The sequence below is a fragment of the Thiorhodococcus drewsii AZ1 genome, from assembly GCF_000224065.1.
Classification (GTDB): Bacteria; Pseudomonadota; Gammaproteobacteria; order Chromatiales; family Chromatiaceae; genus Imhoffiella; species Imhoffiella drewsii.
This window is the reverse complement of sequence record NZ_AFWT01000008.1, coordinates 122,496-138,070: the sequence shown is the minus strand read 5'-3', so window position 1 is coordinate 138,070 and position 15,575 is coordinate 122,496. Positions and strand designations below refer to the sequence as shown.

Genomic DNA, 15,575 nt, shown 5'->3' with positions numbered 1-15,575 from the left:
TTGCGCTCTTAGAGGTTCGGCAGTTCTTCTCAGGCTCATCAATGCGATCGAAGTTATTCATACAGCAGGGCATCGCCTTCGGCCTGGCCGCTCTGGTCTGCGGCTGCGCCGTGGGACCGACGCGGCCGGATCTGGCCGCCCAGGCGGTGCGCGATACCGACCAGGTTCCGGCCTGGTCGCCGCAGTCGGACGCGGTGCCGTCCGCGTATCTCGACGATCTGATCCAAGCGCCCGAGCTGGATGCGTTGGTCAAAGAGGCATTGGCGGCCAATCCCAGCCTGCAGCAGACCCTGACCACGCTGCGGATCACGCGCGCCCAGCGCCGCCAGACCGGGGCCGCGCGGCTGCCGTCGGTCGAAGGCTCGGCCTCGGGATCGCGCGAGCAGTTCGGCGATCCCGCCTACCGCAGCTCGGTCACGGTGAGCTGGGAGGTGGATCTCTGGGGCAAGCTGTCGGAGGACGATCAGGCCGCCGAGAAGGATGTCGAGGAACAGCAGGCGCTCTATCGGTCGGCCCGCGACGCACTGGCGGCGGACCTGATGGAGAACTGGCTGGGTCTCATCGCCGACCGCCACGCGATCGAGATCGAACAGCGCCGGCTCGCCACCCTGGAGCAGAACGCCGACTTCATCCTGCAGCGCTACCGCAGCGGGCTCGGCCGCCTGGAGGATCTGGACAGCGCACGCAGCTCGACGGCCAGTTCGCGGGCCTCGCTCGCCCGGTATCGCGAATCCCTGGCACAGCGCCAGCGCGCGCTCAGGGTGCTGCTGGGACGTGTCGGCGGGACCGAGACGATCGACTTTCCCGCCGACTATCCGCAGGTGCTCCCTCCCCTCGCCGCCCTGCCGGATCAGACGCTTCAGCGCCGCCCGGACCTCCAGGCCGCCTATGCCGCGATCCAGGCGGCCGATCTGCGCACCTCGGTCGCCTACAAGGATCTGCTGCCCAGCATCAGTCTGCAGGCGGCCCTCTCCGATGCGGCGGCCAAACCGAGTGCGACCCTGCTTCAGGATCCGCTCTGGTCGCTGCTGGGTCAGCTGACCGCGCCACTCTATCGGGGCGGACAACTGCGCGCGGCCGCCGAGATCGCCAAGTTACAGACGGCCCAGGCCTATCAGGCCTATCGCGAGACCCTGCTGACCGCCGTGCAGGAGGTCGAGGACGCCCTGGGCCAGGAACGGACGCTCGCCGAGCGTCAGACCCATGTCGAGACGGCCCTGACCGCCGCACGCAACAATCTGGCCCAGTACGAACGCAGCTACCGGGCCGGGCTGGTCGATATCCTGGATCTGTTGAGCGTCCAGCAGCAAACCTATGATCTGGAGGCGCAGTTGGACAACCTTCGTTACGAACGCCTGACAAACCGTGTCGTGCTCGGACTCGCCCTTGGGCTGGGGACGCGCGCATGAGTTCGCGCTCCAGACAATGGCTGGTCTTCATCGCCGCTCTGGTCTTACTGGCCGGCGCCGGACTCTATGTACAGACCCACCTGCATGGCCCGGGTGGCCGATCGGGTGGACCACCCGGGGCCGGCGGACCGCCGAGCCAAGCCGGCTCCAAGCCCGAGCCTAAGGGCGGACCCTCGGAATCGGCGCCACCCGGTGGAGCTGCACCGAAGGGATCCGGCACGACCACCCAGCGTCCGGACGTGCGCGTAGTGCGGGTGACGCCCGCGCGCTATCAGGCCCAGGTGAGCGGCTACGGCGAGGCCCGGGCGCACTATGCGCTGACCCTGACGGCCCAGGTCTCGGGCCGGGTCGACGCGCTGTCGGAACATCTCGAATCCGGTCAGCGGGTCGCCAAGGGCGATGTCCTGGTGCAGCTGGAGGACAGCGACTACCGCGCCGCCGTGGCCAGCGCCGAGAACGATCTGGCCTCGGCGCGCCTGGCCCTGCTCGAAGAAGAGCGCCAGGGCGTCCAGGCGGCGGCCGAATGGAAGGCCTCCGGGCTGCGCGGCAAGCCGGACTCTGAGCTGGTCCTGCGCAAGCCCCAGCTGGCGGCGGCCAAGGCGGCCGTGGCCCATGCCGAGGCGACCCTGGTCAGCGCCCGCGAGGATCTGGCCGAGACCCGCATCACCGCCCCCTTCGATGCCCTGGTGGTCGAGCGCAGTGTCGCGCCCGGCAGCTACGTCCAGGCCGGCACCCAGGTCGCCTCGCTCTACAGCCTGGACCGCCTGGAGGTCTCGGTCGCGCTCTCGGCACGCGACTGGAGCACCTTGCCGGACACGCAAACCCTGACCCGCGGCGACTGGCCCGCCAGGCTCACCAGCGTCGAGGACGGCCAGGTCTGGACCGGCCGTGTGCTGCGCGCCGAGCGCCATCTGGACGAGACCACCCGCCAGCGCGCACTGGTGATCGCCGTCGACCGACCGCTCGACCGTGCGCTGCCGCTGCTGCCCGGCACCTTCGTGGAGGCCGAGGTGGCAGGCCGCGAGCTCGACGGGCTCTGGCGTCTGCCGAGCGCCGCGCTCAGCCAGCGCGGCGAGATCTGGCGAGTCGATCCCGAGGGCAGTCTGGAGCGCTTCACCGCCGAGCCGGTCTTCAGCGATGCCCAGGGCATCTATATCGAGGCGCCCGAGACGCTAAGCGACAGCGCGCAGCAGGTGCTGGTGCATCCGCTGAACGGCTATCTGCCGGGCATGGCGGTCAATCCGGTCGAGGTATCGCGCGATGAGGACTGACAGAGGCGGCATCATCGGCTGGTTCGCGCGCAACCCGGTCGCGGCCAACCTGCTGATGATCCTGGTGATCCTCGCGGGCGTCTTCTCCGCCGGCGATCTGCGCAAGGAGGCCTTTCCCAGCCTGGAGCCGAACAGCATCACGGTGTCCGTCTCCTACGACAGCGGCTCGGCCCAGCAGTCCGAGGAAGGGCTGGCGATCAAGATCGAGGATCAGCTCGAAGGCGTCACCGGCATCGACAGCATCACCAGCAGCTCGACCGGCAGCGGCGTCACCGTCACCATCGAGAAGCAGTCGGACTACGACCTCGACACCCTGCTGACCGACGTCAAGACAAAGGTCGACGCCATCTCGACCTTCCCGGCCGACGCCAAGAATCCGGTCATCCAGAAGGCCGAGCGCGAGGAACACTCGCTCTGGCTGCAGCTCTACGGCGACGCCGATCGCCACACCCTTCAGCGCCTGGCCGACGAGCTCAAGTCCGACCTCATGGCCACACCCGAGATCAGCCGGGTCACCATCTCCGGCTGGCTGGACCCCATGATGGTGGTCGAGATCGACGAGGGCCGGCTGCAGGCCTACGGACTCTCGCTCTCGGACGTGGAGGAGGCGGTCAACGCCGGATCCTCCAACACCATGACGGCGGTGCTGCGCGACCGCGATCTCTATCTGCAGCTCAAGGCATCGGAGCAGGCCTACCGGGTAGAGGAATTCGCCGCCATCCCCCTGATCACGGGCGCCGACGGGCGCGAGATCCGTCTCGGGGACGTGACCCGGATCCGCGACGCCTACGACGACCTCACCTCCTCGCTCCTGCGCTATCAGGGGCAAGACAGCATCGGACTGCAGGTGATCACCACCGGGCAGGACGACATCATCGACACGGTCAAGGCCGCACGCAGGGTCGCGGACGCCTGGCAGACGAGCGGCGAGCTACCGAAAGGCGTCGAGCTGGCCACTTGGTACGACCGCAGCGAGAGCATCCAGAGCCGGCTCGAACTGCTGGTGCGCAACGCCCTGACCGGCATCCTGCTGGTGTTCGTGCTGCTCGCCGCCTTTCTCGATCTGACCCTGGCCTTCTGGGTCGCCATGGGATTGCCCTTCATCTTCTTCGGCACCCTCTATTTCATGGGCGACGGCCTCATGGGGCTCTCGCTCAACGCCTTCACCACCTTCGGCTTCATCATGGCCCTGGGCATCGTGGTCGACGATGCGGTGGTGGTCGGCGAAAGTGTCTACACACTGCGCTCCGAGCGCGGCGACACCCTGGGCAACACCATCCGGGGGACGCTGAGGGTGGCGGTGCCGACGCTCTTCGGCGTCTTCACCACGGTCGCCGCCTTCTACGCCCTGTCCCAGATCCAGGGCCACCTGGGCGAGCTCTACGCCCAGTTCGCCGACGTGGTGGCCATCTGTCTGATCCTCTCGATCGTCGAGTCCAAGCTGATCCTGCCGGCCCATCTGGCCCATCTCAAGACCCATCGCCGACCGACCCGCAACCCGCTGCTACGCGGCTGGCAATGGGTGCAGCGCGGCGCGGATCTGGGGATGACACTCTTCCGCGACCGCCTCTACCGGCCGCTGCTGGAGCAGGCGCTGATCCATCGCTACGCGACCGTCCTCATCTTCCTGACCGTGCTGGTGCTGGTGATTTCCATGCCCTTCACCGGCGCGGTCCGTCTCAGCTTCTTCCCGGACATCCTCGGGGACACGGTGCGCGCCCAGGTGACCATGCGCAACGACGCCAGCTTCGGCCAGACCCACCGGGCGCTCGACCGGCTTGAGTCGCTGGCCTACGCGGTCGACCGCGAACTGCGCAAGGACAAGGGCGAAAGCGGCATCGCCAATCTGCAGGTGCTGTCCTCGGGCGACCAGTCCGGCCGGGTGACGGTCGAGCTGCACGCCGATCCGCCCTACGACATCCGCGTCTTCACCAAGCGCTGGCGCGAGGCGGCCGGACTCCCGGAGGGCGTGCGCACGCTCAACATCCAGAGCTTCCGGCGCATGGTCTCGGCGCTGCGAGTGGAGCTGCGCGCCAACGACGACGAGGTGCTGACCCTGGCCGGCGAGGCGCTCAAGGCGCATCTGCAACAGATCCCGGCCGTCTTCGGCATCGAGGACAACCTGGAGCCCGGCCAGCCCCAGCTGCGACTGGAGCTGACCCAGCAGGGGCGCGCGCTGGGGATGACCACCAGTTCCCTCGCCGTCCAGGTGCTCCAGTCCTTCAGCGGCCAGGTGGTGCAGCGCTATCAGCGCGACAGCGACGAGATCGAGGTCAAGGTCCGCTATCCGGAGGCCGACCGTCAGAGCGCGGCCGACGTGCTCCAGGCACGGGTGCGCACGCCGGACGGATCCGTGGTGCCGCTCGCCAGCGTGGCGACCCTGACCTTCGGCTACACCCGCGACACCATCACCCGCATCGACGGCAAGCGCGCGGTCTACCTCTCCTCCGACGTCGACAAGGAGCAGCTCTCGTCGACCGAGCTGGTTGCCCAGCTGCGGGCCGATGTGGCCCCCCGACTTGAGCGCCAGTATCCTGGGCTCGACATCCATTTCGCCGGCGAGGCCGAGGAACAGGCCGAGACCCAGGCGTCCATGGCCCAGATGTTCATGCTGGCGATGCTGCTCATCTATCTGCTGCTGGCGATCCCGCTGGGCTCCTACGTCCAGCCGCTGCTCATCATGACGGCCATCCCCTTCGGGATCGTCGGGGCCATTCTGGGACACTGGATCAACGGGCTCTCGCTCGGCATCCTCTCGCTCAACGGCATCATCGCCCTGAGCGGCGTGGTGGTGAACGACAGCCTGCTGCTGACCGCCCGTTTCAACGAGCTGCACAAACATGCCGACGACGTGCGCGAGGCAGCCGCGCACGCCGGACTCGACCGGCTGCGGGCGGTGCTGCTGACCTCCTTCACCACCTTCGCCGGCCTGGTGCCGCTGCTCGGCGAGACCTCGCTGCAGGCGCAGTTCCTGATCCCGGCGGCGGTCTCGCTGGGCTACGGCATCATGTTCGCGACCTTCATCACCCTCATCTTCATCCCGGCCCTGCTGCTGATCCAGCAGGACGTCGCCGGTCTGATCGGTCGCTTGCGCCGGCGCCTACTGTCGCATCGCAAGGAGGAGCAGCAGCCATGCTGACCCTGCTGCTGGTCGAGCACGTAGGGCGCAATAGCGCAGCGTATTGCGCCGAAAGGCAGCCCGCACCCTACGCGGCAGGTTCCTTTCGACCTCCATTCTTCGCGTGTTCAGCCCCTCTCCGCCAACCATCGCAGCGAAGCGCGAGCCGCATGCGATCATGCGGCGCAATACGCTATCGCTATTGCGCCCTACGCCGGGCTCGCGAGAATAGGCAACACGTAGGGCGCAATAGCGCAGCGTATTGCGCCGAAAGACAGCCCGCACCCTACGCGGCAGGTTCCTTTCGACCTCCATTCTTCGCGTGTTCAGCGCCTCTCCGCCAACCTCGGCAGCGAAGTGCGAGCCTCATGCGATCATACGGCGCAATACGCTATCGCTATTGCGCCCTACACCGGGCTCGCAGGGATAAGCAACACGTAGGGCGCAATAGCGCAGCGTATTGCGCCGAAAGGCAACCCGTACCCTACGCGGCAGGTTTCTTTCGACCTCTATTCCTCGATTGTTCAGCACCTCTCCGCCAACCATCACAGCGAAGCGCAAACCGCATGCGATCATGCGGCGCAATACGCTATCGCTATTGCGCCCTACGCCGGGCTCGCGGGCGGAGGCGGCCATGCTGACCCTGCTGCTGGTCGAGGACGACCTGGACCTGGCCCAGACCCTCGTCGATTATCTGGATCTGGAAGGCATCCGCTGCGACCATGCCAGCAACGGCATGGCCGGACTGGAGCTGATGCGGCGCGGGCACTACGACGCACTGCTGCTGGATCTCAACCTGCCCCGGCTCGACGGTCTGAGCGTCTGCCAACGTCTGCGCACGGACGGCAACGACACCCCCATCCTGATGCTCACCGCCCGCGACCAGCTCGAGGACAAGCTCGACGGATTCCGCGCCGGCACCGACGACTATCTGGTCAAGCCATTCGCCCTCCAGGAACTGGTGGTGCGGGTCCAGGCCCTGGCCCGGCGCCGCAGCGGCCAGGCTCAGTGTCTGCGCTGCGCGGACCTGGAGATGAACCTGGCCGAGCGGTCGGCGACCCGCGCCGGGCAGTCCCTCAAGCTGACTCCGACCGGTTGGCGGCTGCTGGAGACGCTGATGCGCGCCTCACCTGCCGTGGTCTCCCGGCAGGCGCTGGAGTCGGCGGTCTGGGGCGAGGAGATGCCGGACAGCGACAGCCTCAAGGTGCACCTCTTCCATCTGCGCAAGGCGGTCGACGCGCCCTTCCCCACTCAGCTCATTCAGACCGTTCCCGGTCACGGCTTCGTCATCAAGGGACCGGACCCATGAAGGCATCGCCGATACCGGGCAATGCGCGCGGGCAGCTGAGTCTCAAATGGTTCCTGATCTTCTCCTTCCTGGCCCTGGGCTGCGTCCTGGTGGTCGGCTACTCCTGGCTCTCGGTCCAGTTCTTCATTCGCGGCATGGACAACATCGTCGCCAGCAACATGGAGCGAGCCGCCGAGCGCTATCTGAATGGCGTGCCCTTCGATCAGCGAGAGGCGCCGAGTCTCTTCAGCGGCTATCACATCACCCGCAACTGGGGGCGAATGCCGCCCGAGATCCAGGCGGCCTTCCCCGAGCCGCCCGAGGCCCAGTGCCTACTCTACAAGCAGCACACATCGCGCTGGCTGGAACACCCCGACATCATCCATTTCGCCATGCGTCTGGAGCGCCAGGGTCAAACGCTCTTCATCGCCAAGACCGTATCCGCCGCAACCTCGCCGAAGATCATCGGCCGCAATGCCGCCCGGTCGATGCATACCCTGATCATCATCAGCATCCTCATCGTGGCGACGCTCGGTCTCATCATATGGTTGCTGCTGAGGCGCATCTCGCGCCCGGTCGCCGCGCTCGGACGCTGGACCGGAGCGCTCGATCCCCAGCGTCTGCGCGAGCCGCCGCCTGACTTCTCCTACCCCGAGCTCAACGCGCTCGCCGAACTGATCCGGACCAGCCTCTCCTCGGTGCAGGAGAGCCTGGAGCGCGAGCACCGCTTTCTGCGTCACGCCAGTCACGAGCTGCGCACCCCAATCGCCGTCATCCGCAGCAATCTGGAGCTGCTGTCTCGCTTGCGGGAAACGAGCGAAAACCCGGTCGATATCCGCCAGAGCCAAGTGCTCGAGCGCATGAACCGGGCCAGCCTCAACATGCAGCACCTGACCGAAACCCTGCTCTGGCTGAGCCGTGAGGGTCGAGAGGCACCCTCGTCGCACCCTGTACGACTTGACGCGCTCGTCGAGGAATTGGTCGAGGAAATGCGCTATCTGCTCAACGAAAAGCGCGTTTGCATCTGTCTGGACACCCACCCGTACAACCTCTCTGTCCCCGAGGTTCCCGCTCGCATCGTACTCGGCAACCTCATCCGCAACGCCTTCCAGCACACCTGGGACGGATGGGTCTCGATCCGACAACAGGAAGGCCGTATCGAGATCCTCAACAGCCGCCCGGAGTCCCAGGAGGAAACGCAACAATCGCTCGGATTCGGATTGGGTCTGCAATTGACCGCACAGCTGACGGAGCGACTTGGGTGGGGGTATGTGAACGAGGCCGGGTCTGGTGGGCATCGGGTCGTTCTGAAGCTGAGGGGCGAGAAGGAAACCGCGCATCCGGTTGCCAGCGGCCAGCATTCAACCGATACAACCGATAGCACAGTCCCTGGTGCTGAAACGTCAGAATGAGAGAGCGGATTGCGTCGTCCCTGTATCCTTAGCGCCAACGATAGACTGCGCAAGCTGGAAGACACCCATGACAGCCCTACTCTCAGGGCAAACGTATCAACGCTGGCGAGACATCCTGGTCCTGGCCATCCTGTACTTTGCCACCGCCAAGCTCGGACACAGCTTGGCGCTTCCGCCAGGTTACGTCTCTCCGGTCTGGATCCCTTCCGGGATCATCCTCGCCGCCGTGCTGCGGCGCGGCTATTGGATCTGGCCGGGAATCTTCCTCGGCGCCTTTGCTGTAAACGTCTCGGCCTACCTCGATACCAGTTCCTTGCAGAGCCTCTCGAACGCGCTGATGGCCGGCACCGCGAATGGTGTCGGCCATGTCTTGAGCGCCGTCCTCGGGGCCTATCTGATCCAGCGAACCACCCACACCACACGCCCCTACAAGACGGCGGCTCAGGGTTTCGCCCTGATCCTCTTCGGCGTTGTGGCAGGCACCTTTCTCAGCGCACTATTCGGTGTGACCGGCCTCTGTGCCACCGGCTTCATCCCTTGGTCACGCTATGGCGCAACCTTCGCCACCTGGTGGACGGGCGACGCCGTGGGCGTGCTGGTCATCACGCCGTTCCTGTTATCGCTTGAGCGGCACTCGCTCTCACGCTGGATTCTGCCCGAGGCTTGGCTCTTCGCCGTGGTGCTGGGCATTACCGCGCTCCATGGTCTGATGCTGCCCGAACATGTCGCGGGTCACATCGCCCTCGTCAGCCTGACGCCGCTGGTCATGTGGTCCCTGTTCCGCCTGACTCCCAGCATCACCTTCGCCTCGGTCGTGTTCATCTCCGCTGCGGCGATCACCGCATTCCTCATCGGTCATGGCCACTTCATCGGCGCCGATGCCAACGCGAATCTCATCGAGCTGCAACTCTTCATCGCTATCCAGGTGATTTCAACCCTGATTCTGCAAAGCGTCGTGCTCGAACACCGTGCCACCGAGCAACGCTTGCGGCTTGCGCGAGATCAGCTGGATGCGACGGTCATGGCGCGCACCAAGGAACTGAAGACAAAAAACGAGGCGCTACAGGTCAGCGAGGCGCGGCTGCGCGCCCTCATCGACCATCTCGATTCCGGTGTCGTCGTGCACGCGCCCGACACATCGATCCTGTTGACGAATGACCGCGCCGAGACGCTGCTAGGACTTTCGGAGGCGCAGATGGCGGGGCGCTTGGCCATCGATCCCTATTGGCGCTTCGTCGACCGACAGATGCAAACCTTGCCCGTGGAGTCGTATCCCGTCAGCCGTATTCTCGCCACCCGACAACCGCTGGAAAATATGCTACTGGGCGTCGTCCGACCGGACCGCGAGACCACCACCTGGATGCTGGCCAACGGCAGCCCTTTGTCGGACGCACGAGGGGAACTGATCGAGATCATCATCTCCTTCTTCGACATCACCCATATCAAGGAATCCGAGCAACGCTTGGATCACTTGGCGCATCACGATGCACTGACAGGGCTCCCGAACCGTTTGCTGTTCAACGCCCGACTGCAGCAGAGCATCGAACGCGCGGAAAGATGCTCGGGCTCACTGGCGCTCGTCTTCGTCGATCTGGATCGGTTCAAGCACATCAATGACAGCCAAGGTCACCCGGCAGGTGATGAGCTGCTGAGACAGGTCGCACACCGCCTGGCCAAGGCCGTCCGTCAGGAGGATACGGTTGCCCGTATCAGTGGCGACGAGTTCATGGTGTTGCTGGAGGGCGTCGGACCGACCGAGCATGCCAGGGTCGCCGTCGAACAGTTGATCGAGGTTTTCAAGACGCCGTTCCCTGTTCGGGGACACCCCATCCTCATGACCGCCAGCATGGGCATCTGCATCTACCCCCAGGACGGGCAAGAGGTCGACGAGCTGATGCGCAACGCGGATATCGCCATGTACCGCGCCAAGGAAGACGGTCGCAACGGCTATCAGTTCTTCAGCGCGGAACTGACCAAAGTGGCGATCGAGCATGCCGTGATCGACACTGCGCTGAAGGGGGCGTTGGAACGGGAAGAATTCGCACTGGTGTATCAACCGCAGTTCGACCTCGCTGACCGCAAGCTGAGCGGTGTCGAGGCCTTGCTACGATGGCGGCATCCCGAACTGGGAGACATATCACCAGCGCGCTTCGTGCCCATCGCGGAACAACATGGAGTGATCCTAGAAATCGGGCGCTGGGTCCTGCTGACCGCCTGCCGACAGGCCAGGGCCTGGCACGATGCGGGACTCGATTTTGGACGCATCGCCGTCAACATCTCGGGCAATCAGATTCGCGGAGCCGGTTTCGCCGAAACGGTACACGAAGTGCTCCTTGAGGCCGATTGCGAGCCGCGCTGGATCGAATTGGAGATCACCGAGAGCTTCGTGATGCGACGCCTGGAGCATTCCGTGGTGCAGTTGAACCGCATTCGCGAACTCGGCGTTCAGATCGCCATCGACGATTTCGGCACCGGATATTCCTCATTGAGTTATCTCAAACAGCTGCCCATCGACAAGCTCAAGATCGACCAGTCGTTCGTGCACGATATCCCCGAGGATCCGAACGACATGGCCATCATCGCATCGATCATCGCACTGGGACATGCCTTGGGGCAGATCATCATCGCGGAGGGAGTCGAAGCCGAGGCACAGGCCGAATTCCTCAAGACCAAGCACTGCGACCAAGTCCAGGGATTCCTGTATGGCAGGCCGGTATCGGCGACGGAGATCGCACCGCTGTTGCTACCGTTCGCGGCACCGAAGAAAACCCAGCATCCAATCGAAGCCTGAGGCAACAGGCACTCAGGAGCCGCCTGAGAGACGCGCCCCCGCCAGCGCTCTGTCGCAAACACGACGATTCGCTGTAGCACAGGGCGCGCAAAACTCCCAAGTCATTGAAATCCTAAAACATCAATACTGGCTCGCGGTTTGCTTAGTGCTACCAACAACGCCAAAGCAAAACACGCCCTCCGTTGGTCCCCGAGCATCGATAGGCACCGGACGGCAAGACTTTGCACGGCATTCTTGGAGGATTGAACGATGGCCCGTTTTGAGCCTTGCCACGGCAAGAATGCCTGTCGCGATGACGGCGAGCGCTGTCTGACCTGCGGCCGGGGACTGGACGAAATCGCACGGCTGCGGAACGCGATCGATGCCTTGGCCACGCTGGCCATCGAACGGGATTACGACAACAGCGAAGAATTCGCGACCTACGTCACTCGCAAGCTGTTCAAAACCATCAACTACCGCCGCGAGCAGCTCGGATGAGCACGCCTCCAATCGACTCGAAAAGTGCCCGCTCGTTTCTGAACAGACCGGCTTACAAGGCCCTATTCTGATCCGTGAATACAATACGAGAGAAACGTAAGCTGGCGGTCTGCGCGAGCGCCGATCTGGACGATCAGCAACACCGGATCGTGCCTCTGCTATTCAAGGGCGAGCCACACACCGCCATCCTGTTGCGGCATGAAGGCCAGGTCTACGCCTACTTGAATCAATGCGTGCATATGGTGCGCCGTCTGGATTGCATGCACGACGCCATCTTCGATGAGGGGCGGGAACGCCTGCGTTGCTCGATGCATGGGATCGTCTACGACCCGACAACAGGCGAATCCTTGAGCGTCCTCTGCGCCGGCGAAAAACTCGAAGCGTTGCGCTCGACAGAACTCGATGGGCAGGTGTACATCACCGACAAGCGCGTGAAGCGCTCAACTTAGACGATTGCCGATCGACCTCGTATCCCGTTTTCAGACATGACCCCGCCATCCAATTCGCACGGCGCTCCAGCGCCGTGACGACCGATCCGCAGTGGTCTTTCGAGGAATGGACTCGGCCCGACTCGGGCCGAGTCCGTTGTACGAATGCCGCACGCGTCTCATTGCATCTGAGCCACGAAGCCGAGCAGACCGAAAAAGATGAGATAGAAGGCGACGATGTAATTGAGAAGCCTTGGCCAGACGAGGATAGCGACCCCGGCCAGCAGCGAAAGCAATGGGGAAATCATCATGATACCCATGGTACGTACCTCCAGCGAGATGTCGTGAAAAACCCGAGTCCGAACTGGAAACAGGGCCACCGTGACAGGCCGCGCAACCATTCGGATTCGGGATAACGAAAGCACGAAGCATGCCACTTCCCAAGACCACACCAGCATTGCGACCCTTCGATCGCGCCCCTATCTCGCCACGATCGGCCCCTGCACTCGGGCCGTCGAGAGCCTTCACCCACCCGCCTTCACGCCGCCTCATCGCAGGAATCTCTTCCTAGGGGAGCGGAATCATCGGGCGAGGGCTCGCCACATCAAGGAGCAGTTCAGAGCCTGGAAGACGCGCTCCGCGCGTCTCTCCGGGAGGATCCGGCGTCTCTCGCGGGTCCCGCGTCGGCTGCGCTCCGGACGGGCAAGGTCGGCGTCATCCACGACAACCAATAAAGATCCACCGTTGGAGAAGATGATGAAACGCCCACTCACAACACTCGCCCTCATCCTGATCGCCATCACGCTCAGCAGCCCGCTCCTGGCCAACGACCGCTACGGAAAACAAAAGGTTGTCTATCACATCAACGGCGACGACGCCCAAGCACAGGTCGCCGCCTTGCGCAACGTGCAGAACCACGTCAATGCCGTCGGCGCCGACAACATCGAACTCAAGATCGTGATGCATGGCGACGGCGTCTCGCTGGTGATGGACCCAGACTATCTGGAAGGGACCAAGATGAAGGTCGCCAACGGGACCTCTGAGATGCAGGCCCGAATCGCCGGCCTCAAACAGCAGGGCGTCGCCTTCGAGGTCTGCGCCAACACGTTGAAGGGACGCAACATCCCCAGAGACGCGCTCTATGACGTGGAGGATGCAGACATCGTCCCAAGCGGTGTCGCGGAGCTCTCGCGACTGCAGCAGATGGGATTCACCTACATCAAGCCCTGATCGACGGGTTCGCCCGCAAACTCCAGCCCCTGGACCGGCGCCCGGCCCAGGGGGCCGCCCTCTCAAGGCGCCACCCAAGTCGGCGCACCGCCCCACATCCTCTTCCAATGCATCCAGCGCCAGACGAGCGTAATCTCGGCACATCCTTGTGCCGACAGACTGGGTCGCCCGAACTACAGGCACGGCGTTGCGCCCGAGCGCGAGGGAGAGCCGAGTTCGGCAGCATCGCCTTTGGTGCATATGGACCAACGTTTCCAGTCACGATGGTGATAAAGACCCGACGCCTCCCTCTCGTGAGGATGCATTCACCGGTCTCACGACACTCGAGCCTTGGCCCATCATTTGCCCAAGAATGGCTGGAATCCTCCCTGGAGCTCGACTCATGCCTGACCTCAACCGCCCCCTCGCGTGCATCCTTACCGCCCTCCTGGCCGTCAACTGCGCTGGCACCTTCGCCGCGTCCCCAACATCGGGTCAGGTGCAGCCGCCCCCTGACCAGCAGCAGTGGCCGATGGTCCAAACGCTCGCCACCGACATCCACGACAATCTCGAACGGGCCCGATCGGCGATCACCGACCATGAGGCGGGCCTACTGCGGGTCGCGATCCAGAATGCGCGCGACGACTTGACCCTACTGGGGCTTCCGGCGGAGGATGAGGAAATCCAGGAGGAACAAGACGAGGCCATGTCCTCGCTGGGACGCGAGGCCGATGGGGATCGCTGGATCGCCATCCGGCTCGAAACGCAAGCCAGCGCCTCCGAACGCTATCGAGCCGAGACCAGGCTCGGATGGCTGCCGCTGAACCGGTCACGGACAGCGATCGATGCAGCCATGAAGGCGGCGCAGACTCAACCACCCGACTGGAAGACCGCTCGAACAGCCGTCGAGACCGGTTTAACCGGCATTCACTGGAGCCAGACTTCACCATGAAGACCACCATCGTTCGCCACGCGTTCGGTATCCGCTGCACCCCCCGAGACGACCCGGACGAAGCGCCAGTGGCATCCGAGGAGCCGCAAGACGCACTCAAACCAGACGGCACCATGACGACCAGCGTCGTCCGCCGCGCGGTCGGAATTCGCTGCATCCCTGTGGCCCCGACGAAACACGAGCAGAATCCGGATAACGGCCAATAAGGCGCACGCGCGCGATCCGTCCGAGAAAACCCTCAGGCGGGTCGCGGCCACCGCAACCCCGCTCCAACACGCAACAGATCTCCAGGACGTCAAAAGCACCGAACATCGACCAGGCGTTCGTCGATCCGCGTGCGCGCATAGAGACCGCGCCGAATCAAGGCGACTGAGGCCCGAACTCCCTCATGCTGGAACTGTCCGGCTATCTGGCGCTGTTCCTGTCGGCACTGGGCGCAGCCACACTATTGCCGTTGCAGTCCGAGGCGCTGCTGATCGGACTGCTGCTGTCCGACGACTATTCCTCCTGGAGCCTGCTGGCGGTCGCCACGACCGGCAATGTATTGGGCTCGGTCGTCAATTGGTGGCTCGGGCGTTCCCTGGTACGTTGGCGCGACCGCCCCTGGTTCCCCATCGGCCCTGAACAACTCGAACGGGCCGAGTCCTTCTATCGCCGCGCGGGCCATTGGTCTCTGCTGCTGAGCTGGGCCCCGGTCGTGGGCGACCCGCTCACGCTGGTCGCGGGAGTCCTGCGCGAACCGCTCTGGCGCCTGCTCTGTCTGGTGACGTTCGCCAAGGGCGGGCGCTATCTGGTACTCGCGGCCATCACGCTCGGCGGGTCCTGAATGGACGGCGATGGGCAGGAGTCCATGTCCGCCGCCTCCCGATTGCTTATGATCGGCGCACATTCATGAACCGATCCTATTGGGAGGTCGAACGATGCCAGACACCATCCTAGGTCACTGCTGGAACTGCGGCGGCGCCCTGACCGCCGCCGATTACGGACGCGAGGCAAGCTGCCGCGCATGCGACAAACCGACCCGCTGCTGCCGCAACTGCGCCCATTACGCCCCCGGACTGGCCAACGCATGTCGTGAACCCATGGTGGAGCGGGTTCTGGACAAGACCCGGGCGAATTTTTGCGAGCTGTTCGAGCCGACCTCGCCCAATGACGCTGGAAACGGCTGTACGGACCCGGACCAGCTACGCAGCGCCGCCGATGATCTGTTCAAATAGCCC

Annotated in this window: 14 protein-coding genes; 13 read left to right on the top strand and 1 reads right to left on the bottom strand. The window is 64.4% G+C overall.

What is annotated here, in order from left to right:
- Nucleotides 1-41 precede the first annotated feature (41 nt).
- The 8 genes from THIDRDRAFT_RS07365 (at nt 42) to THIDRDRAFT_RS07330 (ending at nt 12,215) form a co-directional block, all read left to right on the top strand.
- Nucleotides 42-1,409, top strand: a complete 1,368-nt coding sequence (locus THIDRDRAFT_RS07365) for an efflux transporter outer membrane subunit (protein WP_007040199.1) — start codon at nt 42-44, stop codon at nt 1,407-1,409.
- Nucleotides 1,406-2,680 carry an efflux RND transporter periplasmic adaptor subunit gene (locus THIDRDRAFT_RS07360; RefSeq protein WP_007040198.1) on the top strand — a complete coding sequence of 425 codons (1,275 nt, stop codon included), beginning with the start codon at nt 1,406-1,408 and terminating at the stop codon, nt 2,678-2,680. The genes THIDRDRAFT_RS07365 and THIDRDRAFT_RS07360 overlap by 4 nt, the downstream gene beginning before the upstream one ends.
- On the top strand, nt 2,670-5,819 hold the full coding sequence (locus THIDRDRAFT_RS07355) for an efflux RND transporter permease subunit (RefSeq protein ID WP_007040197.1): 3,150 nt from the start codon (nt 2,670-2,672) through the stop codon (nt 5,817-5,819). The genes THIDRDRAFT_RS07360 and THIDRDRAFT_RS07355 overlap by 11 nt, the downstream gene beginning before the upstream one ends.
- Before the next feature lie 613 nt (nt 5,820-6,432).
- Complete coding sequence (locus tag THIDRDRAFT_RS07350; protein ID WP_007040195.1) at nt 6,433-7,107, top strand: response regulator transcription factor; 675 nt, start codon at nt 6,433-6,435, stop codon at nt 7,105-7,107.
- Nucleotides 7,104-8,498, top strand: a complete 1,395-nt coding sequence (locus THIDRDRAFT_RS07345) for a sensor histidine kinase (protein ID WP_007040194.1) — start codon at nt 7,104-7,106, stop codon at nt 8,496-8,498. Before THIDRDRAFT_RS07350 ends, THIDRDRAFT_RS07345 begins: the two co-directional genes overlap by 4 nt.
- 67 nt (nt 8,499-8,565) lie before the next feature.
- A complete protein-coding gene (locus THIDRDRAFT_RS23675) occupies nt 8,566-11,289 on the top strand; it encodes a bifunctional diguanylate cyclase/phosphodiesterase (RefSeq protein WP_007040193.1) in 2,724 nt (907 codons plus the stop codon).
- Nucleotides 11,290-11,538: 249 nt separating this feature from the next.
- Nucleotides 11,539-11,766, top strand: coding sequence for a hypothetical protein (locus tag THIDRDRAFT_RS07335; RefSeq protein ID WP_007040192.1), 228 nt, complete (start codon nt 11,539-11,541; stop codon nt 11,764-11,766).
- A 74-nt stretch (nt 11,767-11,840) separates the two neighbouring features.
- Nucleotides 11,841-12,215: a Rieske (2Fe-2S) protein gene (locus THIDRDRAFT_RS07330; RefSeq protein ID WP_007040191.1), complete on the top strand. Its 375-nt coding sequence runs from the start codon at nt 11,841-11,843 to the stop codon at nt 12,213-12,215.
- Between the two features lie 158 nt (nt 12,216-12,373).
- Here the strand turns inward: THIDRDRAFT_RS07330 and THIDRDRAFT_RS26360 are convergent, their stop codons facing one another.
- Entirely contained in the window at nt 12,374-12,514 is a 141-nt protein-coding gene (locus tag THIDRDRAFT_RS26360) for a DUF3096 domain-containing protein (protein WP_007040190.1), read from the bottom strand.
- Nucleotides 12,515-12,947: 433 nt separating this feature from the next.
- On the opposite strand from THIDRDRAFT_RS26360, the gene THIDRDRAFT_RS07325 reads away from it, so the two are divergent.
- From THIDRDRAFT_RS07325 to THIDRDRAFT_RS07305, 5 genes are all read left to right on the top strand, one after another.
- On the top strand, nt 12,948-13,424 hold the full coding sequence (locus THIDRDRAFT_RS07325; RefSeq protein ID WP_040844183.1) for a DsrE family protein: 477 nt from the start codon (nt 12,948-12,950) through the stop codon (nt 13,422-13,424).
- 382 nt (nt 13,425-13,806) lie between these two features.
- A complete protein-coding gene (locus THIDRDRAFT_RS07320; protein WP_007040188.1) occupies nt 13,807-14,355 on the top strand; it encodes a hypothetical protein in 549 nt (182 codons plus the stop codon).
- On the top strand, nt 14,352-14,561 hold the full coding sequence (locus THIDRDRAFT_RS07315; RefSeq protein WP_007040187.1) for a hypothetical protein: 210 nt from the start codon (nt 14,352-14,354) through the stop codon (nt 14,559-14,561). The genes THIDRDRAFT_RS07320 and THIDRDRAFT_RS07315 overlap by 4 nt, the downstream gene beginning before the upstream one ends.
- A gap of 182 nt (nt 14,562-14,743) precedes the next feature.
- Nucleotides 14,744-15,181 carry a YqaA family protein gene (locus THIDRDRAFT_RS07310; RefSeq protein WP_007040186.1) on the top strand — a complete coding sequence of 146 codons (438 nt, stop codon included), beginning with the start codon at nt 14,744-14,746 and terminating at the stop codon, nt 15,179-15,181.
- Between the two features lie 94 nt (nt 15,182-15,275).
- A complete protein-coding gene (locus THIDRDRAFT_RS07305) occupies nt 15,276-15,572 on the top strand; it encodes a hypothetical protein (RefSeq protein WP_007040185.1) in 297 nt (98 codons plus the stop codon).
- The last annotated feature ends 3 nt before the right edge of the window (nt 15,573-15,575 follow it).